This window comes from Rickettsia asembonensis (assembly GCF_000828125.2).
GTDB lineage: Bacteria > Pseudomonadota > Alphaproteobacteria > Rickettsiales > Rickettsiaceae > Rickettsia > Rickettsia asembonensis.
Genome location: NZ_JWSW01000075.1, coordinates 1 through 24,898, shown reverse-complemented (window position 1 = coordinate 24,898; position 24,898 = coordinate 1). Strand labels below are relative to the sequence as shown.

Here is a 24,898-nt window from a genome sequence, read left to right as displayed (position 1 = left end):
AGTAATGTGTTATTATTAATGTATTTTAACTAATTACATAGAAAACATATGACAATAGAAAACATATGACAAATCTTAATATATATAAATGTGAAGAAAAAGACTTAAACGATTATCTTGGTTATATAAAAGATAACCCTAGTGTCTCATTAAATGATTTTATCAAAAATAAATATTTCGCTGAAGATAATGATAAAATTATCATTACTAGCTTAGAAAATATGGAAATTAACGCAGATTTAGTCAATGCTAATTTCCAAGGTACAATATTAACAGATGCCGTATTTAATAATTGTGACTTAACAAATACCATATTATGTGATTCAGATTTAACAAATGTAAAATTTAATGATTGTACATTTATCGGTACCGACTTTAGAGGAGCAAATCTTCATTACACAGACTTTAATTATAAAGATTATGATAACTATAAAATCCCCAATCTAAAAGATAAAATACGAGATATAAAACTATCTTTTTCAGATCTTGAAAGATTAAATAAATATATAGATAAGGATTTAGAAAAAGAACGCATTAAAGAAGTAGTTATAGATGAAACTACAAATAAAAAGAAATATATTCTAGCTACGGAAGACGAAGAAACTTTACATACAGTTAAATCAAAAGAGCTAAAGACTAAGCAAGAAGAGTTAGAAACTCTAAAGCAAAACCTAGATAATCCTGGGATTGCTGCCAATCTTTTAAATGCTTTTTGGAATAGTGCAGAAACTATTGCTCAAAATCGACGAAATGAACTAGAAAAAATCAATAAGTTACAGCATGAAGTAAATAAACTAGAAACTGAAATATATGCTTTAGATAACCTTAGAATGTTCTGCGGTAACGGTCTTGCAGATATTTTTGAGCAGCTAAAAAATGAAGAAATACAAATAAAACTAGACCCATCATATATTATAGGTTCGACTGCCAAAGAGCGTGATATACCGAAAGAATATATAAAATTAACTTCTGCCGAATTTGATCTATATTTAGCTGAAGCAGCAAAACAATCTGACACAAAATTATCTCTTACCGATTTTGTTAGAAAACAAAAAAATCTTTCAAAAGATACACATATAATCCCTGATCTTTCAGAAATTAATTTATCAGCTAAAACTCTTACTAATCTTAACCTGAAGAATACATTATTTGCTTCAGCTAATTTAGAAAATATTAAAATTTCGGATTGTAATTTAGATTTTACTAATTTTGAAGGAGCTAATTTACAAAATGCCGTTTTTCAAAATGTTATGGCTCGTAACGCAGGATTTCTTTTTGCTGATCTTAAAAATAGCAAAATTGAAAATAGTGATATGTCGAGAGCTTACATGCCTAAAGTAGATTTATCTGAAGCAGAGGTAACAAATAGCAAATTTAATGCTGTTATGATGGTTAATGCCGATGCCGAAAAGTTAATTATTAAAGATTCAGAATGGAAAAATTCTAATCTTACCGGTATATCACTTGCTTATGCAGATATGCAAAGAGTTCAAATGCAGGGAGTAGTTTTAAATAATGCACTTCTAGATCAAGCAAATATCGTTTCTACTGATCTTGAAAATGCTTTTATGAATAAAACACATGCATTAGAAACAAAATTTAAAGAGCAATGTAACATGCAAGGCATAACTGCAAGGAATGCCTATTTTAGCGATACTGAATTTGAAAATATACTATCTTTAAAAGAAGCTGACTTAAGAGAAGCTATAATGCAGCGTGTTAAACTTAAGAATGCTGATTTAACAAAAGCAAAGCTTGATAAAGCAAATCTTGAATATGCCGATCTTACAAACGCTACGCTTACTAATGCAACTGCACAATTTGCTAAGTTAAGTAATGCTACTTTAGAAAAAGCAGAAGCTGAAGGATTAAATATTTCTGATGCTATTGCTAAAAATATTAATGCTAAGGAAGCTAACTTTAAAAATGCAATTATGCAGCGTGCCGATCTTACTAAAGCCGATTTCACTAAAGCGCTACTTGAAAATGCCGATATGCAAACAGTAGAAGCAGCCGAGGCTATATTCAAAGAAGCAAATCTAAAGCAAGCTAATCTAAAAGCAGCAAATCTAGCTGGAATTAATAAAGAAGGAGCAGATTTTGATAAAGCAAAAATCAACGATGCTACAAAGATGCATGATACTAAAGGCGAAGCTAAAGGGAATTTAGATCATCAAGATAAAGACGGTAAAAAAACATCTGTCAATGTTAACGAACATGCTAAATTACAAGATAAAATTCATGCAAGAGAAAAAAATTTTTGGTTTCTGAAAACCGGAGTAGGACAGCTTTGTACAAAAATTGCTAAAACTACTACATCAGGAATTAGCAGCGTAACAAATTTTTTAGCAAGTAAGAAATTTTTAGTAGGGCTTGCCGTAGTAGCGGGTCTTGCAGTAGCAACTGTACCTTTTGTAGTGATGCCTGTATTATTGGTCACCGGCACGGCCCTTACTACTAAAGCTGTTATTCTAGGAGCAGGTATTTTAGCCGGAGGTCTAGTCGCTACCGGAACTTATAAACTTACTCAAAAACCTTTACGCAATCTTCAGAAATCATTTGAAAATTTGACTAGCAGTATAGATAAATATATCTCACCGCCTCCTGAAAATATTGATGAATTAGTAACAGAAAAACAACAGGCAAGACAAAAAGCTGAGACAAAAAAATCTAAAGAAAGAGAAGAAAATTTAAATAATAATATTGATAAAGCTAAAGAACAAGATATTTTAAAACAAGCACAAAATAATTTAAACCAGGAAACGCCAAAAGTAGAAATAAAAGATAAAACTGTAGAAAAACAACAAACAGAGCCTGGTAAATTTGCAGCAAAATTTAAGCCTAACACTAAAGGCAAAGGATTTGTCAAAAAAATAAAAGATGAAAAAAAAAACAAATTCAACAAAAGAAGCATATAACTAAATAAGTGTTAAAAATAATATCCGGTAAATATAGAAACCAAATTATACCTACCGCTAAAAATATCAAATATCGACCTTCCACCGGTAAGCTCAAAGAGGCAATATTTAGTATATTAACCTCCGGTGAGTTTACCGGTAATAAATTATTTAACGAAAATACCCACATTCTCGATTTATTTGCCGGTAGCGGTAGCCTTGCTTTTGAAAGCCTATCAAGAGGAGCAGGTTTTGCTACCTTAATTGATATTGATACATCCTCATTAAAAATAGCAGAAGGATTTGCTAAATCTCTAAACATTGAAAATAATGTTAATTTGGTTAATATTAATGCTTTAAATCTACCGAAAGCAAATGAATCATTTAATCTTATATTTATAGACCCCCCTTATCATAAAGATATAGTAACTAAAGTAATGAAATTGCTGATAAAAAATAACTGGCTTAGAGACGGTACTATCATAGTTATTGAGATGGCTAAACTAGATGATTATGCTTTAGATGAAAATATTGAAATTTTACGTGAAAAACTATATAGTAAGAGTAAGCTACTGGTTTTGAAATATAATAATTAATCTATGCAAACAATATCTAAATCTTCTTGAAATGACATAAAATTTGATGTATTATATTTTTGTTAATACTATTAAAGCAATACTAAAACTGTTATATCCATGATTGTATCTTTTGCTTGTTCTGACACTGAAAAACTATTTTATAACAAATTTACAAAGCGTTTTAATTCTATCTCTTGTCAAGCACAAAGAAAGCTTAAATTACTGAATTCGGCTAGTAATATTAATGATTTACGTTCTCCGCCCGGTAATAATCTTGAGTCATTAAAAGGTGACAGAATAGATCAACATAGTATTCGTATTAAGGGAGTGTTGAGATATGAGTAGTAAGAGGTTATAATGTAATAAAAAAATAAGAAAGTAAAGAAATGTTAGAGCATCAAATAACAATGGTCAGTTTAGATGAATTAGTTAGCACAGATCATCAATATCGTAGATTTAAAAGTTTATTTAATTTTAAAGCAGTTGAAAAAGAGTTATTAGTGCTAGAAACTGAAGCTAATTATAAAGGCTATGGAACATTACAGTTATTTAAATATTTGCTTTTACAGTTTATGGAAGACTTATCTAATCGAGAATTAGAGCGTTATTTAGCTGATAGTACTGCTGGCAAATGGTTTTGTGATTTTGCTCTTACAGAGACGACACCAGATTATAGTGTGTTTAGTAAAATACGTAAGAAGATAGGTACTAATTTACTATCAAAAATATTTACAAACTTTAGAGATCAACTAAGAAAGCAAGGTTATAAGAGTGAGGTATTTACTTTTGTGGATGCCTCTCATTTAATCTCAAAATCTAGTCTTTGGGAAGAACGTGATGAGTTGAGGAAGCAAAAATATGACAAGCTCAATAATAAGAGTTTGTCTAAAGTTGCAAATGATAAACAAGCTAAAATTGGTTGTAAAGGAGGTAATAAGTTTGTAGATAAAGCATATTGTACAAAGCCTGTCAAAGATGCAGCCACTAGGAAAGGAGTGCATCTTTGTGCTGTAAAGAAAAATAACATGCAAGATAAGAATTTTGACCTTGATAAATATTATACAAAAATTAGAGCACCTTTTGAAAGAGTATTTTCACAAGATAATAAACGTGTCAGATATATTGGTATTGTCAAAATTCAATTCTCTGAATTTATGAAGGCTATATGTTTTAATTTGAAACGATTAACCGTTTTAACGGGTAGCTAATATTATCATAGATAACGCATAGATAGTAACAAAATTTCTACTAATTTTGTATATACTGACCAAAATTTATCTTAAATTTAAACACAAATTTTTCCAAAAAAAATATCCTTCCTGTAATTCTCTGCTTAATTCCTTATCTCTCAACACTTCCATTAACGATCAATGGCGTATATGTTTTATTTGGCACAATGGAAGCGCTCATGATGTCTGCATTATTGATTATCATTAAGGAGGTTGTATGCACCAATTAATCACTCTTGTAACACCAGGTGAGGTATTAGAAGAAGAATTTATGAAACCTTTGAATATAAGTCAAAACCAGTTAGCTCGTGATATTGATGTACCGCCTAGCCGTATCCATGCTATAGTGCATGGCAGAAGATCAATCACTGCTGATATGGCTTTGCGTTTAGGTAAATATTTTCAAACTTCGGCTCAAATGTGGATTAATCTACAATCACATTATGATTTAGAACTTGTAGAACGTAACGAATGGCCATATATAAAGGATCGTATACGTATTATGCAAATATCTAGGACTACTAGTTAATATGACCAAAGACAAGAAACATTATATCTGTTCTAACTGTGGAAATACTAGTCCTAAATGGTCGGGGCAGTGCTTTGACTGCGGTGTATGGGGTAGTATTGTCGAAGAGATAGTAAGCACGAATAAAGCAATTGTTAAAACAGGTAGCAAACAAGATTTCGATAAGCTTTCAGGTCACGTAGCCGAACAGTTACGCATCCCTACCCCTATAGGCGAATTAAATAGAGTACTAGGTGGCGGTTTGGTGCTTGGTTCTGCTATATTAATAGGAGGAGACCCTGGCATAGGCAAATCTACTTTGTTACTACAACTAGCAGCAAGTAACTTTGTATCAAAGATGAATTGCTTATATATAACGGGCGAAGAATCATTAGACCAAATAAAACTCCGAGCCATAAGGTTAAATCTAACTAACTATAATACCGATATTTTAGCAGCAACTAATTTGGAAGATATTATTGCGAGTATAGAAGCTAATAAAAATAATATTGATTTAGTAGTGATTGATTCTATTCAAACAATTACCACAAAAGAATTATCCTCGCCTCCAGGCACTGTTTCACAAATTCGTACATGTGCAAATGAACTTGTTAATTATGCTAAGCAAAACAATATAATTATTTTACTAAGCTGTCACGTAACTAAAGACGGTCAGCTAGCAGGTCCTAAGATACTTGAGCATTTAGTTGATACCGTGCTATATTTCGAGGGAGATCATAATAATCATTTTCGTATTTTACGTTCATATAAAAATCGTTTTGGCGGTGTGGGTGAAATAGGAGTATTTGAGATGAGCGGCAGCGGGCTTATTGAAGTAACAAATCCGTCTGAACTATTTTTGATGAAGCGAGAGCAGAACGTTATAGGTACGTCTATTTTTGCAGGAATTGAAGGCTCAAGACCATTACTTATGGAAGTACAAGCCCTCATAGTACCTTCAAATATGGTAACTCCTAGACGCTCTGCGGTGGGCTGGGATGCTAATAGATTATCAATGATACTTGCCGTGCTTAGTAGTAGGATAGGACTTAATCTTGCTAATTATGAAGTATATTTAAGCATCGCTGGAGGGCTTAAAATTGCCGATCCTGCTTCGGACCTTGCAGTAGCAGCGAGCTTAATATCTGCCGCAACTGGCAAACCTGTACCCGAACATAGCATCTTCTTCGGTGAAATAAGCTTATCGGGTGAGATAAGAAAAACTGCAAAAGCAGAAACAAGAATAAAAGAAGCCGTAAAGCTTGGATTTAATAAGATTATCTGCTCTAAACTTGAGAATTTAACGTATGACTTTATATCTTCCGTCTTACATTTAAAGGATTTAAAAGAGATAATCAAATGAGTATAGTCAAATCAGTTGGATTTAATTACAAGGAGCAAGGAGCGAAGCCTATAACTAATAGGAGTGCGACGAGTGACTCGTTCAGTGAATTCAAATCATTTGACTATATAGTTTATGAAATAAGAAATTTGGAAGAAGCACGTAATTTTTTATCTAATGTAGAAGAGCAGTTGATATTAACAAATCATGCCTCTAGCGTAAAATATTACGGTATGCTAGCAATTGATTACATGTTTAAAATTTTAAGTAAAGAATTTCCGAAAAAAGTTTTAGAGCTTACCGTAAATGTAGGAGAGGATCACGCCGCTTTATTTACTGCAATCAAACTAGGATACAATAATATAGTATATACAGGGGATTCTAAGGAAGCTAGAGGGTTATTGGGTGGAGTGGAAAAACACTCTATGTCATACCGTGGCCCCGCCACGGGATCCAAAAAAAATTAAAAAAGACTGGATACCTCAAGTACAAGTCGCGATATGACATCAAGGAAAAACTATGAATATCAAAGATGTAGGAGTAATAATTGCTAAAAAACCTTTGAAAGAAAATACATTTATTATTACGGTTTTTACTAAAAATCATGGTTTATATTCGGGAGTCGTAAAAGAATCTTCTAAAAAAAGCAAATTTATATATCAAGAAGGAAATATTGTAGATTTTCTTTGGCAGGCAAGACTACACGAACATATCGGCATGGCTAAATGCGAACTCATCAAATCTTACACCGGTTATTTTATCATAAATAAAGCTAAATTATATGCCTTTAATTCCGTTATATCTTTAATCAAAGAGTTATTTCATGAAAGAGAAGAACATTCTAATTTTTTTTCATTTCTAATTAACTATTTAGATAATTTATCAAAGAATTTTTGTTTTCGTGATTATATTAATTTTGAGCTGGCTTTACTTGCCAAGACGGGTTATAAGCTTGATCTTACCAAGTGCGGCGTGACTCAGGTTACAACTGATTTAACCTATGTATCACCTAAATCAGCTAGAGCATTATCATATGAAGTAGGGAAGCCTTACAAAGATAAATTATTGATTTTACCAAAATTTTTACTTTCAGATGATAGTGAGATTACATTAGAAGAAAAAAGACAAGCTTTAACCCTAACAAACTATTTTTTTAATAGATATTTATTTCATAATAATAGACAAGTTGAAGCACGCCAAATTTTTATTGAATATATTATAATGCGAATTTAGAATAAGAACTTATCCTAAATTCGGTAAGAAAGTTGAATAATCAAGACTCGAAGCGGTTCTTCGTCTTGATTATGAAAATAAATTACTACTAAGTATATTTAAGATTAAATATACTTAGTAGGACAATGATTTAAAATGATAGTGCAAAGCCGCCTTAAACTATCATTTTTACTTAATTTTTATCAGTATTAGGATAAGATTTGTTAAAATCTTATCCTAAACTGGCGTTTATAACTTATATACTCCTGTAAAATGAAGAGTCAGTATACGAAGATCAACTTGAAAAAGAGCAAGGAGTCTATAAGTCGAGGATCGCAGCGTATACTTAATACGTGAGAACCGCAGATCTTATTAAGACGACGTAGCCAATTTTTCAAGTTCATCGAGTATACAATGAAAATACTAGCATTTGACACAGCCAATAATACTGCATCAGTAGCAATATCCGAAAATGAGAATATTCTGGCATATATAGAAGAATTACGCCCTTCTATGCAAGCAGAGAATCTCATGCCGATGATAGAAGACGTGATGAAATCAGCTAAATGTTCATATGATGATCTAGATTATTTAGCGGTAACTAACGGACCCGGTAGCTTTACCGGCATTAGAATAGGAGTTGCTAGTGCTAAAGGTATATTATTTGCCAAGGAAAATATTAAAGCAGTAGCAGTTAGCAATTTTGAATATGCCTACTTTAGAGCCATAACTCAAGTTAAAGATTATGATAAAATATATGTCTTTTTAAACGCTTATCGCTCACAGCTTTATATGCAAGTTTTTCATAAATCAGAAAAAATAGAAGAGCCGTTATTGATAGATTTCGAGTATGCTATAAAACTGCTTGCAAATGAGAAAGGTAATATAGTGTGCTGTGGTAGCGGGCTTGAATTTATATATCACCAAATTATACATTTACCGAATATAATAACCTTACCACGTTTTGCACGAGTTAAAGCATGGGTTATTTGTAGATATATTGCTAGTAGATTATCGAGCGGTATGAAGTTAAATAGCTCTATCGAACCGCTTTATATACGCCCGTCTGATGCTAAAATAGCAATAAATTACGTCGCTCCTAGTTAAAAGCAACCTTGTTGCATGGACCAAAAAATCCGTTCGGTGTCATACCGTGGCTTGACCACGGTATCCAAAAAACAATAAAAATACTAATAATTTTAGTATTTTTATTGGATCCCGCTACAAGTGAGCTAGGATGACAGAGGCAAAATTGATCCACGCAACAATGCCACGCGGGAATAACATCAAGTAGGTTTTTTGATCCATGCAACAAAACTACTAAAAGCAGGAATCCATTTTTTTGTTTACCATATGTGTGGAATAAGATAGGTTGACATAAGAGCTTTATTATACATATACTACATTATCACTTTCATAATCAAAGAATCCAAAATTATTACCTGATAACTTCGTAGTAAAATCACTATTAGAGAACCCTACTTGATTGTCTGATACTTCTATTTCATCTTCAGAATCAGAGAACCCGGAATCGCTATCAGATACTTCACCTGATTCTTGCTTTGCACACTTCTTGTTATATATAAGGGTTATTATTTCTTGAACTAACGATCCTGATAAACTATGACTATCAACAATTCTTTCTAAATCCTCATCCGAAGTATTATTAATTAATTTTGCCAATTTTTCATATGTGATCTTAATTTTATCTAATTCACTATCAGGCGTATTTATAATTTCTTCTAATAATTGCTGTTTTTCAAACTGCTCTACAATTTCTTTATCGTCCATTAAGGTTGGTATTTGTGTGATTTTTTTAAAAGGAAGCAAAGGCAATATCTTTTGTAAGTTAATATTAACGATTCTTTCTAGATTTTCATCCGAGACGTTATTAATTATTGTTACTAGCTTATCATTTGAAATATTATTAATAATTTTTTCTAGATTTTCATTTGAAATAATATCAAGCTTTTCTGCAAACTTTTCTTCTCCAGCTAAAATAATTATATTTTTAAGCCATTCATCAGAAATATCCTCATTTGATAATTTTTTTAGTTCCTGCTCGGTAAGTTCTTCTAAAGAAAGGTTATTAGGGTTTTCATTAAATAATTTATCCAACTTATCTTGTGTAATTAAATCTATTACTTTTTCAAAATGCCAAGGCATAATATAATTAACTAATTTTTGTGCTTGCTCATCGGAAATATTATTAATTAATTCTGCCAATTTTTCATATGTCATCTTTTTAAACACTTCATCTAATTCATTTTCAGGCGTGTTTAAAATTTCTTCTACTAACTCATTATCAGAAAGAGTTTCAAGTTGATCTAAGAGATTAAATGTTTCTTCAGCGTTATTATTTAAATAAGAAAAAACTTTATTACTCACAAAATTAAAAGTTTCAGCAACTTTAGAAGAAAGAATACTAGATGTATTTTTTATAATATTAAAACTCTTTACTCCAAAATCATAAACTGTTTTTAATGATGAACTAAATGTACTGAAAAAGCCTTTACTTTCAGGTGTGTTAGTTACTTTTTCGCTACCATCAAGCTCATTCATAATATCAGTATATTTGATTTGAGAGATACCTAGAGTATCTTTATACCCCCAAATTTTTAATTTTTCATTTGAACGATAATTAAATTCATCGTTAGCAAGATAGGAGGCCGGCTTTGAAGAAATATTATGCGGGATTAAATTTTGTAACTTATTAAAAATTGATATTATTGCCATAATTCTTCTTCATTTATTATTATAATAATCAGCGTTGCATTATAATAGAAATTATGAGGAGGTCAAGATAAAAGCTAATGATTATTAACTTTTTTATTATATTTTGCTTAAAATTGATTAATTTATCAAAGAGGGATATTCTACTAAATGTTATTCCTGAGGAAACGGGAAGGTCTTATTGCGTGGACTAGTAAAACCCACTGTGTCACCTAGTTCGCTTGCTAACTAGGTCCATAAAAACAATAAAAAATACTAATAATTTTAGTATTTTTAACTGGATCCCGTGGAGGGGTCTATAGTACCAGACAATTTTTAAAAAGTCCTCGATGTCATCCCCGCGAAAGCGGGGATCCAGGCTAAAAAATCTTAATTTTAAAGATTTTTTATTATATCGTTTTTTTAGGATAAAACTTTAAAAAAGCTTTAAAGTACTGGATTCCCGCTTTCGCAGGAATGACATATAATAAAAATTGTCCGGTACTATAGGAGGGACCACGGGATAACAGAGGTGAAATTCATCCACGCGGGCAATGCCTTGCGGGAATGACATATAATAAAAATTCTACTATAATTGTCTCTGTTCTTGAACTAGCTCAAAAACTTCAACTGTGTCTCTTTCTCTAATATCTTCGTAATTTTCAAATGCTATACCACACTCATATCCTTCTCTAACTTCTTTAACTTCATCTTTAAAGCGTTTTAAAGTTTTGAGCTTTCCTTCATGAATGACTATATTATCACGTAATAAGCGTACGCCTGCTCCTTTCTTAATAATCCCTTTAGTTACATAGCTACCGGCGATTTTTCCGATTTTGGTAATATTAAATACCTGCCTGATTTCCACACTTCCGATATATTGCTCTCTAACGATTGGATCAAGCATACCGCTCATAATGGCTTTTACATCGTCAATTAAATTATATATTATACTATAATATCTAATATCAACTTTTTCTTTTTCTGCGGCAGTTAAAGCATTTGCCCCTGCTCTAACGTTAAAGCCGACAATAATAGCTGAAGAAGCATGTGCAAGAGATACATCGGATTCCGTTATCGGACCTACGCCGCTATGAAGTATACGAAGCTTTATTTCATCACTCGGTAATTTTAATAAGCTACCTGAAATAGCTTCAACCGCCCCTTGGACATCACCTTTAATAATTAAAGGTAATCCCTTAATTTTACTATTACCGGAAGCTTTTAAAAACAAATCCTCTAAACTTGAACGCGGTGCAATAGATATTTTATTTTCTTTAGCAAGACGCATTCTATATTCGGCTATATCTTTTGCTTGTTTCTCGTTTTGTACTACGTTAAATTTATCGCCGGCAAAAGGTACTTCATTTAAACCTTGAATTTCTACAGGAACAGACGGTGTTGCTTCCACTATTTCTAGTCCCTTATCATTAGTCATCTTTTTAACTTTACCATAAGAGCTACCTGCTATTATAATATCACCGTTTCTTAAAGTACCTCGCTGAACTAATATAGTGGTTAGCGTTCCTCTTCCTTTTTCGATTTTTGACTCGATTACAACACCGGCAGCCGAACCGAAAGGACTCGCTTTTAAATCCTGCATTTCTGCAATTAATAAAATCGCTTCTTCAAGTTTATCTAAGTTAATTTTCTTTAGTGCCGAGATAGGAATAACCATAACGTCACCACCTGCCTCTTCACCTATAATTTCGTGGACATATAATTCGTTCTTTACACGCTCAATATCAATATCAGGCTTATCAATCTTATTAATAGCTACAATTATAGGAACGCCCGCTGCTTTCGCATGATTAATTGCCTCAACCGTTTGCGTTTTGATTCCATCATCTGCTGCGACTACTATAATAACTATATCCGTTACTTTAGTACCTCTTGACCGCATTTCCGAAAAAGCCTCGTGACCAGGAGTATCAATAAAAGTAATCGCTCTACCGTCTGCAAGCGTTACTCTATAAGCCCCGATATGCTGGGTAATTCCTCCAGTTTCACTTGCAGCAATATCCGTAGATTTAAGAGCATCAAGTAATGATGTTTTACCGTGATCTACATGCCCCATTACTGTAACAACCGGAGCACGTGTTCTCAAATCTTCAACCTTATCATCACTAATTAAAACATTTTCAACATCCGATTCTTGAACTCTTTTTACCGTATGCCCTAAATTTGTTGCAACTAGTTCCGCCGTATCGGCATCTATTGTTTGGCTGGCATTTGCAAGAATACCGAGCTTCATTAATTCTTTAATTACATCTGCTACTCTTTCAGACATAGCATTTGCAAGATCACCGACTCCGATAACTTCTGGTATCGTCACTTCTCTATATACTTTCTCAGGTGCTTGTGATACTAATTTACGCTTTTCTTTTTCTCTAGCTCTTTTTATAGAAGCAAGACTTCTAGTTCTACAGCTACCGCTTTCGTCGTCGCCAAGCATATTGAAAAGATCAGCTTTTTTGAATTTTTTTGGTTCTTCTAGCTTAATTTTTGGTGCGACTACTTTATTATCTGCTGTTTTATCTACTTCTTTCTCTGATTCTATCCCGTAACGTGTTCGCATTCCTACTAAAGGAGACTTTACAAAAGTTTCTTCTTTCTTTTTAGATGTTTGCGGCTGTATATCTTCGTTATTTTGGACAGTTTTAGCACTAGCTTCTACTTTTTCTTCTTCTGCATTTTGCTGTTTTTGTTCAACTTCAGTTTCTAGCGTTTCTATTTTTGAGTTAGCAGAGTTAATACTTGCAAGTTTACTTAAAGTACTTATTTGTGAAGGGTCATTTAATTTAGATTGCTCAGCAGCTTTTTTAAGAATAGATAAACGTCTGTTAAATTCTTCCTTATTAGCATCAATAGCAGTTTGATCTAAGCTATTTCTTTCTTTATTTAATGAAAGGGTAGTAGTACTACCGGTAGAGCTTTTTCTAACTTCTACTAGCGTTTTAGATTTAGCATTAACAAAGCTTTGAGCTCCTGTAAGAGAGTCAAAAGACTTATTAAGCGATAATTTTGAATTGCCAAGTGTCAACTTTTTGGGTTTGATTTCCTGGTTATCCGTCATATTTAAAACCTTTGTGTTTCTGTTTTTTCCGTCTACTACTTATTATGTCATTCCCGTAGAAATGTTGCCCGCATGGATCAATTTTTTCTCGTCATTACGAGGAGGCTTTGTTGCATGGACCGGTTTTCTATTGTCATCCCGCGAGCTTTTAGCGGGATCTAGTTAAAAATACTAAAATTATTAGTATTTTTTATTGTTTTTATGGACCCCGTGGTCAAGCCACGGGGTGACACCGTAGGTTTTACCAGTCTACACAACAATGCTACGCAAGAACAATACCCTCATCCTCTAACTATCCTTTAATTCACCGTGCTGTTTAGCAGTTTTAATCAGTAATTTAATATTTTCGTCCGTTATATTAGAATTTGGAGCTAAATTTTTAAATTCATTTACGCTCATCTCTCCTAAATCTTCTATGGTCTTTATACCATATTCGGCAAATTTTAATATTAATTCAAGCGGTAATTCTAATATATCTATTAATTCTTGCTCAACTCCCAGATCCTCTAGCTTTTTGATAATCTTTTCATTCTTAAGATCGACGTAATTAATAGCTCGATTTTTGATCTCTACGGCAAGTTCTTCCTCAAAGCCTTCGATTCTTGTTAAAGTACTAACTTCACTAGTTGCGATTTGTTCTACCGAATTAAATCCCGTTACCGATAAAAGCTGTCCTATAACTTCTTCAACATCTAAAGCTTCCATAAATAATTCCGTAGAGATTAAGAACTCTTCATTTCTTCTTTTTGATTCTTGCTCTTCGGTCATTATATCGATATTCCAACCGGTAAGCTTAGAAGCTAAACGAACATTCTGCCCTCTTCTACCTATTGCAATACTTTGATTTTCTTGCGAAACTACTACTTCTACCTTATGCCTATCCTCATCAATCAAAATTTTTGTGATTTCCCCGGGTGCAAGCGGTGCAAGAGCATTAACTATAAACTGTGCAAGATCATTACTCCATAATACTATATCAATTTTCTCTCCATTTAACTCATTTGTTATGGCTTTTACTCTATTACCTCTAATACCTACGCATGAGCCTACGGGATCTATACTACTATCCGAAGCAAATACCGCTATTTTTGCTTTTGAACCGGGATCACGTGCTACTGATTTTATTTGAATACTATCTTCAAGAATTTCAGGTACTTCTAGCTTAAATAGCTTAACCAGCATTTGGTTATCTACTCTAGACAAGAAAATCTGTGGTCCTTTTGTTTCTTGCCTTACATCCTGTACATATACTTTTATACGATCATTAGGCTTAAAATTCTCACCCTTAATTAATTGATCTTTTTTTATTATTGCTTCAGCACGACTCAAGTCAACTATTATATCACCGTATTCTATTCTCTTAACTATCCCGTTTATAATTTCGCCTTTTCTATCTTTAAAGTCATGATATTGCTTTTCACGTTCAGCTTCTATAACACGTTGAGTTATAACTTGTTTTGCAGCTTGAGCCGATACTCTAGCATGATCAATCGGTGGTAAATATTCATATATCTCATCACCGATTTTAGCTTCCGGATTCTTTATTAAAGCTTCTTCAAGTGAGATTTGCGTTAAGTAATCTTCTACATCTTCTACTATTTTTAAGATCCTTAAAAGATTTATCTCACCGGTCTTCCTATTTATCTGAGCTTTAATATTATATTCATTACCGTATTTTTTTCGTCCTGCTACTTGTACCGCTTGTTCAACCGTTGAAATCAAAATTTCTTTTGATATTCCTTTCTCACGGGCTACAGAATCTATAATTTGTAAAATTTCTACATTACCTATATTAGACATACATTATCTCTTATTGCTTTAGCAATTTTTTAAATACTTCTTCAGTTAAAACTAGATTGGCATTTTTAATTAAATCATAATCAATTAGTACTTCTTGTTCTTCACATTTTAAATATATTTTATTATTTTCGGCTTTAATTATTTTACCCTGATAACGAGTTTTGCCGTTCAATAATTCTTTAAGTTTGATTTTAACTTCTCTTCCTAAAAATCTATTATAATTTTCAAACTTTACTAACGGACGTTCAAGACCGCTTGATGCTATTTCTAAAGAATAGGCATCTTCTATTAAATCTTCAACATCTAGAATAGCGGAGATAGTTCTACTTGCTTTAGTACAATCTTCCACAGATATTTTTTTACCGTTTAAGCTATCAATTAATATCTCGACTACTTTAGGGTTAACACCTTTAAACTTAACAAGAACTAACTCAAACCCCATATCCGTCAAGGATTCTTCTATTACGTTTGTTATTTGTTGTTCAATAGTTTGCATATTTGATGTTTATAACAAAAAAGGTGGGATAAACCCACCTATCTATAATTTTTATAATGCTTATCCGTAATGAAAATACACTAATTAGAATATATAAGCAATATTTAACTTTATATTTTTATAGCAATACCAAAAAACCACAATTAAATTATTTTAAAATATTTTTATAACTTATCTTTAATCTCGTTTATAGTTGCTCTCTGTTTTTTCAATTGTTGGATTTTTTTGCATCTCTCAAGTGCTTCTTGAGAATAAAGTTGATAATTTGAATCGGTAATATCGGCAATTTCAAGTAGCCCTACCTTAGTCCAAAAGCGGATTGTGGAAACATTTTCATTAACAGCTTTAGCTAGTTCCCCAATTTTCATTAATCTTTCTGATTTTCCAATATCTGACGGCTCTTCGCCCATTATTGCCTTTAAGTAAATATCAAGTGAACGATTAGCTGCATTATAAATAATCTTTTGATATTTTTCTTTTGAACCGCCAAGCTGTGCAATTTCTAAAGACGTAATATACGGCAATCGTTCTTGAGGTCTTATAATTGCAGGCGGATAGCCTTCCATAACTAAGATTAGATTCATTAATAAACGTGCAGTGCGACCATTTCCATCTGAAAACGGATGAATTGTTACAAGCCTATAATGGGCTTCTCCTGCAAGCTCGACCGGATGGATATTTTTACCTCTATTTAACCAACTTATAAAATCCGTCATTAACAATGGTACTTTTGCAGGATTAGGCATTATCACACTAGAACCTGAAATACGCACCGGTACATGTCTATAATGACCTGCATTATAATCATCAATACCATATAGGATTGCATAATGTATTGCTAAGATATCTCTTTCGGTGATTTCGTAATATTTCTTCTTAGCAAGCTTATTGATAACATCTAAAGCTTTTGCATGGTTCGTAGCTTCTAGATGCTCTACTAATGTTTTACCTCCTATAGTTAAACCTTTTTCAACAACTATAGCAGTTTCTTTACGTGATAAAGTATTTCCTTCGATAGCATTACTTGTATAAGTTAATTCTACCTTAAACCATTCCTCTAAATTTTTAGTCAATTCAGAACTTAATGGACGTAAATCATCTAACTTCTTCTTTTTTTTATCTAAAAGATCATATCTCATAAGTGTGTACTCCGAGTAAATGAAGAGTCGATATACGAAGATGAACTTCAAAAAGAGCAAGGAGTTCACAAGCCGAGGAACGGAGCGTATAATAATACGTGAGTACCGCAGGACTTGTAGAATGACAACGCCAATTTTTGAAGTTCATCGAGTATAAAGCATTAAGTGTTACTTAATACCATCCTTATTTAATTATCAAGGCTTAAAATGCCCTGCTATTAAAAACTCCTTATTCCCCTTAGCTCCTAGTATTGGACTTTCTATAATACCAAATATTTTAAAATTATGCTCTTTTTCAAGCCAATCTTTGATTTTATCACATACTTTTTGATGTAAGAGAGGATTTTTAATAATTCCTCCATGCTCTACTTCATGCTTTTCGACCTCAAACTGCGGTTTTATTAAAGCAATAAGCATGCAATCTTCTTTAGCTAAATTTAGTGGAGTCGGTAATATAGTAGTTAAACTAATAAAGCTGGCATCACAAACAATTAAATCAGGCTTCGTTGTTATTTGCTTATCGGTTAAATATCGTGCATTAGTCTTCTCAAGCACTTTAATTTGTGGATTGTCACGTAATTTAGGATGAAGTTCGCCATAACCGACATCTACAGCAAAAATTAATTTTGCTTTATGCTCAAGTAATACTTCCGTAAAACCGCCGGTGCTACTACCGATATCAATACAAACTAAATTTTCAGGATCAATTTTAAAATAATCCAAAGCAGCAATTAACTTTAATGCTCCTCTTGAAACATAATTATGCTGCGGTAGCTTTACCTTAATGTCGGTATCATTTATATTAACCTGTATCCCAGGCTTAATTAACTGCTCATGCTTATTATGTACTTTACCTTGGATAATTAAGCTTCGTGCTACAGTAATATCTGTTACAAAACCTTTTTGCAGCAAATATTCATCAAGCCTTATTTTAGTCATTACTTTTTAAATTTGAATTTAACTTATGTTATAGGGGTTCATTAGATAGAAAATGTACAATTTGTCTAATTGAAAGTCGCAGTTTCAATTAGACGTAATATATTTGAGCCATACAATAATGTTGCAACTGAAAGGAGCATGATAATCTAGAAAAATATTCAAACCTTAACTAATATATGTCTTTTTTTACCGGCAGAGAGTTTTATAACATTTCTATCGAGTAGGAAAGTAGTATTAATTATCATATTCTCATCTGCAACCACCTCATCATTTATTTTAGCACCTTTCCCTCTTATAAGTTTGCGTGCTTCTGACTTAGAGCTAGCAAGCCCTGCTTCATGAAATAACTCATACGCACTAATACCTGCTTGTAATACTTCTTGCTCTAAAACAACGGTAGGTAAATTCTCATCGATTTGCCCTTCTTCAAATATCTTTACCGCAGTTTCTAAAGCTGATTTTGCTGCCTGCTCCGAATGACAAAGCTTAGTTAACTCATAAGCAAGCTGTTTTTTAGCTGCATTAATATCTTCAGCCGCTAAACTTTCAAACTTATTAAGCTCTTCTTGAGTTAACTCGCTATATAATTTGGCAAATCTAACTATGTTGGCATCCTCGCAGTTACGCCAATATTGGTAATAATCATACGGGCTTAACAAATCTTCATTAAGCCATACTGCTCCCGCAGCAGTCTTGCCCATCTTAGCACCCGAGCTAGTTGTAAGTAGCGGCGTCGTCATACCGAACACATCTTTGCCGCTTATTTTACGGGTTAAATCAGCACCCATTACGATATTGCCCCATTGATCACTACCGCCAAGCTGTAAACTACAATTATAATACTTGCTTAAATAGTAAAAATCATACGCTTGCAACAACATATAGTTAAACTCTAAAAAGCTTAAATGCTGCTCACGCTCAAGCCTTAGCTTTACCGAATCCATAGTAAGCATACGGTTGATTGAAAAATGAATACCAAAATTTCTTAAGAACTCTAGATAATTGAGCGAATCCAACCATTCTGCATTATCAAGCATTATAGCATCACTTTCACCTTCGCCGAACTTGATAAATTTCGATAAAGATTTTTTAATCCCTTCAGCATTCTTAGCGATATCTTCTTTACTTAAGATTTTACGAGCTTCGTCTTTCCAAGTAGGATCACCGATTTTACTCGTACCGCCGCCGATAATTACAATAGGCTTATGCCCATGCTGCTGAAGCAACCGTAATATCATTATCTGCATTAAACTACCGATATGTAGCGAGGTAGCAGTACAGTCAAAGCCTATATAAGCCGCTATTTTTGTTTCTTTCGTTATAGTAGTTAACCGATCCAAATCGGTACATTGATGGAAATATCCTTTATTTATAAATTCTTCTATAAAACTCATATATTATTTCTTATTATTGTTTGCTGTTTTTCAAAATTATCTTCAATATCTTGTTCATAAGAATCTAACTTATCACTCATATGCATATTCTATTTCTATATTTGATTTATTATAAAGTATGTAAAGACTTTGTCTACAATATAGAGTATCTCTAAAGTAATAGTTTAATATTTCTAACTAATATTTTAACTTAACTTAATTTTAATTAACTTGCTTGACTCGATAAATAATGGTTTAATAAAATAACAGCTATTAAATATAGGGGATTTATGTCAACAGAAGATACGGAAAAGTCAATAAAAGAAAAAACAAAATTTAATAAAGTTGGTAAACAAATAAGCGAAAGCGAACATCAGGCAACACACAATGTTTTGAATACACCAAAAAGAAAACAAGCTAAAGTAAATAAACCATATCAAGGTTTTACAACTTCTATTGTAACACTCCAACAATCAAAATCTACTCAAAAACAAGAGCCAAGCAGACCCCATCAAGGTTATGCAAGCTCTATTGAAACACCGGCTCCTCAAACACCTCCACAAGTCGTTGCAAAAAACTTAAATGTTGCTAGCAAGAATCCCGTTACGGCTATAGCACAAAAATTAATAAACAAATTTACGACCGGGAACAAGCCAATGCATAAAACTAAACAATCTCCTATTCCATCGGCTAGCCCTACTAATAAATCAACTGGCAAAGGTCAGGGTAATAGTAGATAAAACTTTTTTTATATCATTCCCGTAAGACTTTGTTGCGTAGACGGGAATCTACTGTGTCACCCCGTGGCTTGACCACGGTATCCATAAAAACAATAAAAAATACTAATAATTTTAGTATTTTTAACTGGATCCCGTGGTCAAGCCACGGGATGACAGAGATAAAATTGATCCACACAACAACACTTTCCCACTTTTAGCTAGGAATGACATAGATCCGTATAACACCAGGACCTTTTCACAGAAAAATCATCAATGTATTTTTAACTAAATAAGGAATTATTAATTTTTTCTCTTGACATGTGCCAGGCTATTAGTGTATAATGCACCTAAGACAAAAAAGAAACTATCAATAACGCATTATAATATTTAGTTGGAATATATTAATTATTACTTTCTTAACTAAATATTAAATTTAAACACAAATTTTTCCAAAAAAATATCCTTCCTGTAATTCTCTGCTTAATTCCTTATCTCTCAACACTTCCAATGAGTCAAACGCTTTAACTTAGGAGAGTTATATTTTTCCGTTTCTTCTAATAAAGTTTCTCCCGACTTACAATTTATTACATTACCTTTCTGCCATTTTTCCTCAACATTTAAAGAATTAATTACCTCTAAATTTTTTTTAGCGGCTTCCGATATATTGTCTGCTTGTGCAATCATATTAATACAAAGTATGCAAATTATAATTAATTTTATTTTATTCATTTTTTTCTCATGTTAATTTATGCACTTCTATATACAATATCTAATATTATAATTCAATTATTAATTGTAATTTTTTATATTTTATTTATTCAGAGAAACATAAAAACGTTCTATGTTTCTTGACAAATGCTATGCTTTTATATATGCTTCTTCGTATGTTAACAACAAGAAATAAGGCTTAGAAATAAGTACTTCAAGCTTAGCACCCGTAGCTCAATTGGATAGAGTATATGACTACGGATCATAAGGTTAGGGGTTCGACTCCTCTCGGGTGCGCCATTCTTCATTTTTCAGTATTTCTACAAACGTATTAAACGACGAACTCCACATAAAATCAAGCTTTTTGCCGTTTAATGAAAGGTTCGATAAAACTAATTTTTATTAATTGTCTTTTACTAAATCTCTAAACTAAGCAGCTTTTCTCTTTCTTCTAAATAGTAAATTTATCACCTTATAAAAAGAAATATTAATAATTTAATTAAGCAACAAGTCGCCTTAATCTCATTTATCTTTAATTTTGGTAGCGGGAAGTTTCAAGCATCAACCTTGCGGCAGAAACTTAACCGAGGCGAGTACCTGAACGCCGCCAATAAATTACTGCGTTGGGTGCATGTTAAAGGCGGTGTTAAGCTGCAAGGCTTAGTGAAACGCCGCCAGTTAGAGCGATCATTGTTCTTAAGTGGAACAAGTGCCGCCTCAATTACTAATGAGATTGTCGTTACTTCAAATGCAGCAACTAATTACTTAAAATAATTAACTAATATATTAAATTATTAATTGCAATTATTGCTATTTATTAATACTTCTTATTATTTCCTCTAATCCTCTATATATTCATAAATTCTCTAAATTAATCTCAACTCATTTATTCATACTTATAGTTCAATTTCTGTTAAATTCTTAAAACTTCTTATTATGATATATTCATATTTTTGTTGATCTTTAACAAAATATTAATTTAATAAGGATATAATTATGATTCAAGAACAATCTAAAGCTTCATTTAAAAAATTAATAAAAGCAATGTGCAGTTTTCATACGGAAGAAGCAACGAAGTTAATTTCACAAATGGATGCAAATGAGTTAAGCAAAGTTGATGATGAAGGCAAGACTGCGTTAACTCATGCTCTTGAGCACAATTATGATAAAATTTGTAAATTGCTTCTATCTAAAATGTCTAGTAAGGCTATTAATCATGTTAACGGTAACGGCGACACTGCTTTAACTGATGTTGCTAAAAATTTTTCCACTAAAATTTGTAAATTGCTTATACCTAAAATGTCTATTGAAGCTTTTAATCATGTTGCCGAAAATAGTAAAACAGCTTTAAGTTTAGCTGAAACAAAAAAATTTAAAAATATATGTAGTTTATTAAAAGCAAAACAAGGTGATCAAATAGATACAAATACTTTTGAGAAAATAGCAGCAGCAATAATTATTAAATTAGAAAATGATAAAACTATTAGTGTACCTAATAAAAACTTATTTAAAGGAGCTATAAATAAAATACCACATTTAACAAATACGTCTGATATAGTAAAAATAACTGCCGGTATTAAAGAGTTTGAAACGGGAAAAATCACAAGAGGTAAGCTTATAGATTTAAACGACGAGCTTAATGAAATAATTAATGTTCACCCTATAGACGATTACGTTACTATATTAGGAGCAGAATAAATTAGAAAAAAACAGAGGCAACTTGCCTCCACCCTTTAAATTTTTATGCTGCTTGTAAATTTTGTTGCATAAAAAAAAGTATCGCTTATATACTGTCGTTTTGTACTAGTGGTTAGCAAATTGTACACTAGCCCGTGCCATTCTTCATTTTTCAGTATTTCTACAAAAATATCAAACGATAGAATAGAGTTATCTTCCAGTTGAGATATTTCTTTTTGACTGATTGTTTAAAGCTTTCCGTTGTACCATACTATTACCTTTAGTGCTTGCTTTTATGTTAACCATTCCTGTTGGAACGGAACTTCCAATATTTAAAGCTTTCTGCAGTATTTTTCTAGGTATGTGACTAAATCCTATGTCATGTTTTTTACTGTTTTCTAAGTTTTTCTCTAAATTAATCACATGACTAGAGCCGACACTTGCAATCACATTATATCCTTTCCACGAATCTCATTAATTACGTCCGTCATATATTGTTCACGATTCTCATTATAAAGCGGTGTATCTTTTAAGTGTTCTAAATTCTTACCTTCTAAGCTGATAATTTTAATTTTATTTTCTTTAGCTATCTTATATAAAAGAGCGTCTTGTAATATAGGCGTATTTTCTAGTTCTGCAGGTAGTTTTATAGGCGTATCAGGATTTTTTTCATTATACTCTAATATAGTTGCTATTTTAATTACGTCTTTCATACCGAGATTTTCGCCATTTTACGGCAGCTAAACGCTCGGTTAAATTATATTTTCCATTTACATTTAGCTCTTCTTGTAATAATAAATTAGTAAGGTTTTCTTTTTCGACGCAAGTAAGATTACTAAATTTCAAGTTTTTGACTAGCTCAAAAAGTATAGGCATCACCTCACCAAAATTGCTTGCTTTAGGTTTTTTATTTAACTGCTTCTTAACACTGCTACTAGATAACTCATCTTCGCTATCACTTAGTGTTAACTCTTCATTCTCACTAGAACTATGTTTTCGTTTATTAGGTAATACGGGCCTACTAAATACTAGTTCTTCCTCACTACTATTCCTAGATAATAAGTCTTGAGAAGAGCTAGAGCTTCTACTTTGTAACTCTTCAATACTATTAGGTTTAGAGCTCATTTCATTACTCTCTATATCATTAATAGCAGCAGGGCTTGGAGTATCTTGAAATGAGCTGCCAAATGGTTGAAAACTGGAAATATTTAACCAATTATGTGATAAAGTTGAAAGTTTTTGTGGTGAAATTTGTGTATCCTTATTAAATATATTATCACTAGGAGTTGCTATATCTTGGCTAAGCTTTATATCGGCTTTTAATTGCTCTTTTTTCTTCCCTTCTTCGGCATTGATTATTTCTTTTATTTCTACTAAGGAATTGAGATCAACATCGAGTGCTGTCGGTAGCATCTCATTAATTATCTTATTTTTTAAGTCATCACTTTCATGAGCTTTCTTAACCTCCTTAAAATCTTCTTCAGACCAATTAGGTATTTTCTCGATTTCATTAGAAGTAACTGTATAACGTACTCCTCCGGTAATATTTTCTTTTTTTTCTATGTTAAAATTAGAATTCTGCAGAAATTTTTCTGCAGTTGTTGCATAATTCGTAGGAGTAGATATGTGATATTCATATTTATATTTCTCTGATTCTTGTTGTATATTACTGATTTCTAAATATAAATTAGGTTTATTATAATTAGTAATTGAAAATGCAGAGTTATAATCCAATATTTCACATCCTGCAATTTCCGGAGTTGAAATAGATTGCAGTGTCGTATTCAATAAATTATTAATTGATTTAAGTTCTGATTCGTGTCTATGATGAATAGATTGTTTTATAATATCTTGTAACTCCTGATTCAGTAATTTGTTATATGTACCTATGACATATTTTTTAGCAAATTCATTTTTTCTAGCTTCATCTGCTTCTTCACGAGATGAAAATGTGTATTCTTTAAAGTTACGGATAAAGTTTATTGCTGTTGTAGGGTCAATAATATTTTTATATATTATTTCTGCATTTTTTAAAGCATATATACCACAATTAACATCAACACCCTTACTAGTTAAATGCCCCCCTTGTCCTTTTGAGTTATTTACAATGGGTTTTACAGTTTGATTATTAGAATACATTTCTGCCACTTTCTGAATATCTTTTGGATAATCACCTCCCATAGAATCTTTATATAATAGTACTACTTGATCCTTTTCATCTTTTAAAATAGCAAAACTTGTCCAATGTCCTATCCCTCCAGGTATATTATAAATTCCTATTATAGGCTTATCTAATACCGGAAATTCGTTTGCGATATTTTTTATATTTGTGTCATTATCTTTATCCTTGTCACTATTTTGATCTTCAACAAAAATTTTAAAATTTACTTTTGTTTTATCTATCAATTGAGGGATAATTGCATCAAAATCACTATATTGATAAAGATAAGGAAGAATGTTTGGTTTACTAATTCTGGAAGTGTTGAGAGATAA

General features: G+C 32.0%; 28 protein-coding genes, 1 tRNA gene and 1 pseudogene. 15 read left to right on the top strand and 15 right to left on the bottom strand.

Annotation, left to right across the window (positions count from 1 at the left end; genetic code table 11):
- Positions 1-65 precede the first annotated feature (65 nt).
- The 9 genes from SB78_RS06285 to tsaB all read left to right on the top strand — a co-directional run bounded on the left by SB78_RS06285 (position 66) and on the right by tsaB (position 8,873).
- Positions 66-2,918: a pentapeptide repeat-containing protein gene (locus SB78_RS06285; protein ID WP_041079465.1), complete on the top strand. Its 2,853-nt coding sequence runs from the start codon at positions 66-68 to the stop codon at positions 2,916-2,918.
- 8 nt (positions 2,919-2,926) lie between these two features.
- Positions 2,927-3,493, top strand: a complete 567-nt coding sequence (rsmD, locus tag SB78_RS06280) for a 16S rRNA (guanine(966)-N(2))-methyltransferase RsmD (protein ID WP_041079463.1) — start codon at positions 2,927-2,929, stop codon at positions 3,491-3,493.
- 99 nt (positions 3,494-3,592) lie between these two features.
- On the top strand, positions 3,593-3,820 hold the full coding sequence (locus SB78_RS06275) for a type II toxin-antitoxin system RelE/ParE family toxin (RefSeq protein ID WP_052458507.1): 228 nt from the start codon (positions 3,593-3,595) through the stop codon (positions 3,818-3,820).
- 41 nt (positions 3,821-3,861) lie between these two features.
- Complete coding sequence (locus SB78_RS06270) at positions 3,862-4,683, top strand: transposase (protein WP_041079460.1); 822 nt, start codon at positions 3,862-3,864, stop codon at positions 4,681-4,683.
- 238 nt (positions 4,684-4,921) lie between these two features.
- The gene (locus tag SB78_RS06265) at positions 4,922-5,233 is read left to right on the top strand and encodes a HigA family addiction module antitoxin (RefSeq protein WP_041079458.1); all 312 of its coding nucleotides are present in this window, start codon (positions 4,922-4,924) and stop codon (positions 5,231-5,233) included.
- Between the two features lies 1 nt (position 5,234).
- Positions 5,235-6,575, top strand: a complete 1,341-nt coding sequence (radA, locus tag SB78_RS06260; RefSeq protein WP_041079456.1) for a DNA repair protein RadA — start codon at positions 5,235-5,237, stop codon at positions 6,573-6,575.
- A gap of 107 nt (positions 6,576-6,682) precedes the next feature.
- A complete protein-coding gene (locus SB78_RS06255) occupies positions 6,683-7,021 on the top strand; it encodes a hypothetical protein (protein WP_041079499.1) in 339 nt (112 codons plus the stop codon).
- A 52-nt stretch (positions 7,022-7,073) separates the two neighbouring features.
- Positions 7,074-7,787, top strand: coding sequence for a DNA repair protein RecO (gene recO / locus SB78_RS06250; RefSeq protein WP_041079454.1), 714 nt, complete (start codon positions 7,074-7,076; stop codon positions 7,785-7,787).
- 393 nt (positions 7,788-8,180) lie between these two features.
- Positions 8,181-8,873, top strand: coding sequence for a tRNA (adenosine(37)-N6)-threonylcarbamoyltransferase complex dimerization subunit type 1 TsaB (tsaB, locus tag SB78_RS06245; protein WP_041079452.1), 693 nt, complete (start codon positions 8,181-8,183; stop codon positions 8,871-8,873).
- Here tsaB and SB78_RS12020 read toward each other — a convergent pair.
- The 4 genes from SB78_RS12020 to infB form a co-directional block, all read right to left on the bottom strand.
- Positions 8,866-9,078 carry a hypothetical protein gene (locus tag SB78_RS12020; protein WP_241773807.1) on the bottom strand — a complete coding sequence of 71 codons (213 nt, stop codon included), beginning with the start codon at positions 9,076-9,078 and terminating at the stop codon, positions 8,866-8,868. The genes tsaB and SB78_RS12020 overlap by 8 nt on opposite strands.
- 77 nt (positions 9,079-9,155) lie before the next feature.
- Positions 9,156-10,502: a hypothetical protein gene (locus tag SB78_RS06240; protein WP_041079450.1), complete on the bottom strand. Its 1,347-nt coding sequence runs from the start codon at positions 10,500-10,502 to the stop codon at positions 9,156-9,158.
- A 412-nt stretch (positions 10,503-10,914) separates the two neighbouring features.
- Complete coding sequence (locus tag SB78_RS09765; RefSeq protein ID WP_158510115.1) at positions 10,915-11,052, bottom strand: hypothetical protein; 138 nt, start codon at positions 11,050-11,052, stop codon at positions 10,915-10,917.
- A gap of 15 nt (positions 11,053-11,067) precedes the next feature.
- A complete protein-coding gene (gene infB, locus SB78_RS06235) occupies positions 11,068-13,554 on the bottom strand; it encodes a translation initiation factor IF-2 (protein ID WP_041079448.1) in 2,487 nt (828 codons plus the stop codon).
- A gap of 13 nt (positions 13,555-13,567) precedes the next feature.
- Here infB and SB78_RS10405 point away from each other — a divergent pair, with 13 nt between their 5' ends.
- Positions 13,568-13,720 (top strand): hypothetical protein, encoded by a 153-nt coding sequence (locus SB78_RS10405; RefSeq protein ID WP_206743496.1) that lies wholly within the window; start codon positions 13,568-13,570, stop codon positions 13,718-13,720.
- On the opposite strand, the gene SB78_RS11225 is transcribed toward SB78_RS10405, so the two are convergent.
- The 7 genes and pseudogenes from SB78_RS11225 to SB78_RS12070 form a co-directional block, all read right to left on the bottom strand.
- Positions 13,713-13,811: a proline/betaine transporter gene (locus SB78_RS11225; protein WP_081420996.1), complete on the bottom strand. Its 99-nt coding sequence runs from the start codon at positions 13,809-13,811 to the stop codon at positions 13,713-13,715. The two genes, SB78_RS10405 and SB78_RS11225, sit on opposite strands and share 8 nt — an antisense overlap.
- A 31-nt stretch (positions 13,812-13,842) precedes the next feature.
- A complete protein-coding gene (gene nusA / locus SB78_RS06230; protein WP_041079446.1) occupies positions 13,843-15,354 on the bottom strand; it encodes a transcription termination factor NusA in 1,512 nt (503 codons plus the stop codon).
- Positions 15,355-15,364: 10 nt separating this feature from the next.
- Positions 15,365-15,850 (bottom strand): ribosome maturation factor RimP, encoded by a 486-nt coding sequence (gene rimP / locus SB78_RS06225; RefSeq protein ID WP_041079444.1) that lies wholly within the window; start codon positions 15,848-15,850, stop codon positions 15,365-15,367.
- Between the two features lie 164 nt (positions 15,851-16,014).
- Positions 16,015-16,989: a Fic family protein gene (locus SB78_RS06220; protein ID WP_041079442.1), complete on the bottom strand. Its 975-nt coding sequence runs from the start codon at positions 16,987-16,989 to the stop codon at positions 16,015-16,017.
- 195 nt (positions 16,990-17,184) lie between these two features.
- Positions 17,185-17,928, bottom strand: coding sequence for a TlyA family RNA methyltransferase (locus SB78_RS06215; RefSeq protein WP_041079440.1), 744 nt, complete (start codon positions 17,926-17,928; stop codon positions 17,185-17,187).
- A 158-nt stretch (positions 17,929-18,086) separates the two neighbouring features.
- Positions 18,087-19,322 carry a tyrosine--tRNA ligase gene (gene tyrS / locus SB78_RS06210; RefSeq protein WP_041079438.1) on the bottom strand — a complete coding sequence of 412 codons (1,236 nt, stop codon included), beginning with the start codon at positions 19,320-19,322 and terminating at the stop codon, positions 18,087-18,089.
- Between the two features lie 14 nt (positions 19,323-19,336).
- Positions 19,337-19,402 (bottom strand): annotated as a pseudogene (locus SB78_RS12070) (CopG family antitoxin); the annotation flags it as partial.
- A 189-nt stretch (positions 19,403-19,591) separates the two neighbouring features.
- Between SB78_RS12070 and SB78_RS06205 the strand changes: the two are divergent.
- Positions 19,592-20,041: a hypothetical protein gene (locus SB78_RS06205; protein WP_241773805.1), complete on the top strand. Its 450-nt coding sequence runs from the start codon at positions 19,592-19,594 to the stop codon at positions 20,039-20,041.
- A gap of 32 nt (positions 20,042-20,073) precedes the next feature.
- Positions 20,074-20,238 (top strand): hypothetical protein, encoded by a 165-nt coding sequence (locus SB78_RS10285; RefSeq protein WP_199402821.1) that lies wholly within the window; start codon positions 20,074-20,076, stop codon positions 20,236-20,238.
- A 277-nt stretch (positions 20,239-20,515) separates the two neighbouring features.
- On the opposite strand, the gene SB78_RS06200 is transcribed toward SB78_RS10285, so the two are convergent.
- On the bottom strand, positions 20,516-20,749 hold the full coding sequence (locus tag SB78_RS06200; protein WP_199402826.1) for a hypothetical protein: 234 nt from the start codon (positions 20,747-20,749) through the stop codon (positions 20,516-20,518).
- A gap of 202 nt (positions 20,750-20,951) precedes the next feature.
- On the opposite strand from SB78_RS06200, the gene SB78_RS06195 reads away from it, so the two are divergent.
- The 3 genes from SB78_RS06195 (at position 20,952) to SB78_RS06190 (ending at position 22,426) form a co-directional block, all read left to right on the top strand.
- Positions 20,952-21,028 (top strand) — tRNA-Arg (locus tag SB78_RS06195).
- A 162-nt stretch (positions 21,029-21,190) separates the two neighbouring features.
- Positions 21,191-21,502 carry a lysozyme gene (locus tag SB78_RS08465; RefSeq protein ID WP_338390886.1) on the top strand — a complete coding sequence of 104 codons (312 nt, stop codon included), beginning with the start codon at positions 21,191-21,193 and terminating at the stop codon, positions 21,500-21,502.
- 222 nt (positions 21,503-21,724) lie between these two features.
- Entirely contained in the window at positions 21,725-22,426 is a 702-nt protein-coding gene (locus SB78_RS06190; protein WP_052458506.1) for an ankyrin repeat domain-containing protein, read from the top strand.
- 189 nt (positions 22,427-22,615) lie between these two features.
- On the opposite strand, the gene SB78_RS11220 is transcribed toward SB78_RS06190, so the two are convergent.
- The 3 genes from SB78_RS11220 to SB78_RS11210 form a co-directional block, all read right to left on the bottom strand.
- Positions 22,616-22,855 (bottom strand): hypothetical protein, encoded by a 240-nt coding sequence (locus SB78_RS11220; protein ID WP_241773804.1) that lies wholly within the window; start codon positions 22,853-22,855, stop codon positions 22,616-22,618.
- On the bottom strand, positions 22,852-23,118 hold the full coding sequence (locus SB78_RS11215; protein WP_241773803.1) for a hypothetical protein: 267 nt from the start codon (positions 23,116-23,118) through the stop codon (positions 22,852-22,854). The genes SB78_RS11220 and SB78_RS11215 overlap by 4 nt, the downstream gene beginning before the upstream one ends.
- The coding region (locus SB78_RS11210; RefSeq protein WP_241773802.1) for a hypothetical protein at positions 23,102-24,898 on the bottom strand (1,797 nt) is incomplete at its 5' end. The genes SB78_RS11210 and SB78_RS11215, both read right to left, overlap by 17 nt.

Excerpts from the sequence above, each read along its gene's own strand:
- infB (WP_041079448.1), bottom strand. The coding sequence starts at position 13,554 with ATGACGGATAACCAGGAAATCAAACCCAAAAAGTTGACACTTGGCAAT.
- SB78_RS06215 (WP_041079440.1), bottom strand. The coding sequence starts at position 17,928 with ATGACTAAAATAAGGCTTGATGAATATTTGCTGCAAAAAGGTTTTGTA.
- recO (WP_041079454.1), top strand. The coding sequence starts at position 7,074 with ATGAATATCAAAGATGTAGGAGTAATAATTGCTAAAAAACCTTTGAAA.
- SB78_RS06220 (WP_041079442.1), bottom strand. The coding sequence starts at position 16,989 with ATGAGATATGATCTTTTAGATAAAAAAAAGAAGAAGTTAGATGATTTA.
- nusA (WP_041079446.1), bottom strand. The coding sequence starts at position 15,354 with ATGTCTAATATAGGTAATGTAGAAATTTTACAAATTATAGATTCTGTA.
- rimP (WP_041079444.1), bottom strand. The coding sequence starts at position 15,850 with ATGCAAACTATTGAACAACAAATAACAAACGTAATAGAAGAATCCTTG.
- tsaB (WP_041079452.1), top strand. The coding sequence starts at position 8,181 with ATGAAAATACTAGCATTTGACACAGCCAATAATACTGCATCAGTAGCA.
- SB78_RS06240 (WP_041079450.1), bottom strand. The coding sequence starts at position 10,502 with ATGGCAATAATATCAATTTTTAATAAGTTACAAAATTTAATCCCGCAT.
- SB78_RS06265 (WP_041079458.1), top strand. The coding sequence starts at position 4,922 with ATGCACCAATTAATCACTCTTGTAACACCAGGTGAGGTATTAGAAGAA.
- SB78_RS06205 (WP_241773805.1), top strand. The coding sequence starts at position 19,592 with ATGTCAACAGAAGATACGGAAAAGTCAATAAAAGAAAAAACAAAATTT.
- SB78_RS06190 (WP_052458506.1), top strand. The coding sequence starts at position 21,725 with ATGATTCAAGAACAATCTAAAGCTTCATTTAAAAAATTAATAAAAGCA.
- SB78_RS06285 (WP_041079465.1), top strand. The coding sequence starts at position 66 with ATGACAAATCTTAATATATATAAATGTGAAGAAAAAGACTTAAACGAT.
- SB78_RS06275 (WP_052458507.1), top strand. The coding sequence starts at position 3,593 with ATGATTGTATCTTTTGCTTGTTCTGACACTGAAAAACTATTTTATAAC.
- SB78_RS06270 (WP_041079460.1), top strand. The coding sequence starts at position 3,862 with ATGTTAGAGCATCAAATAACAATGGTCAGTTTAGATGAATTAGTTAGC.
- SB78_RS11215 (WP_241773803.1), bottom strand. The coding sequence starts at position 23,118 with ATGAAAGACGTAATTAAAATAGCAACTATATTAGAGTATAATGAAAAA.
- radA (WP_041079456.1), top strand. The coding sequence starts at position 5,235 with ATGACCAAAGACAAGAAACATTATATCTGTTCTAACTGTGGAAATACT.
- SB78_RS06200 (WP_199402826.1), bottom strand. The coding sequence starts at position 20,749 with ATGAATAAAATAAAATTAATTATAATTTGCATACTTTGTATTAATATG.
- tyrS (WP_041079438.1), bottom strand. The coding sequence starts at position 19,322 with ATGAGTTTTATAGAAGAATTTATAAATAAAGGATATTTCCATCAATGT.
- SB78_RS09765 (WP_158510115.1), bottom strand. The coding sequence starts at position 11,052 with ATGTCATTCCCGCAAGGCATTGCCCGCGTGGATGAATTTCACCTCTGT.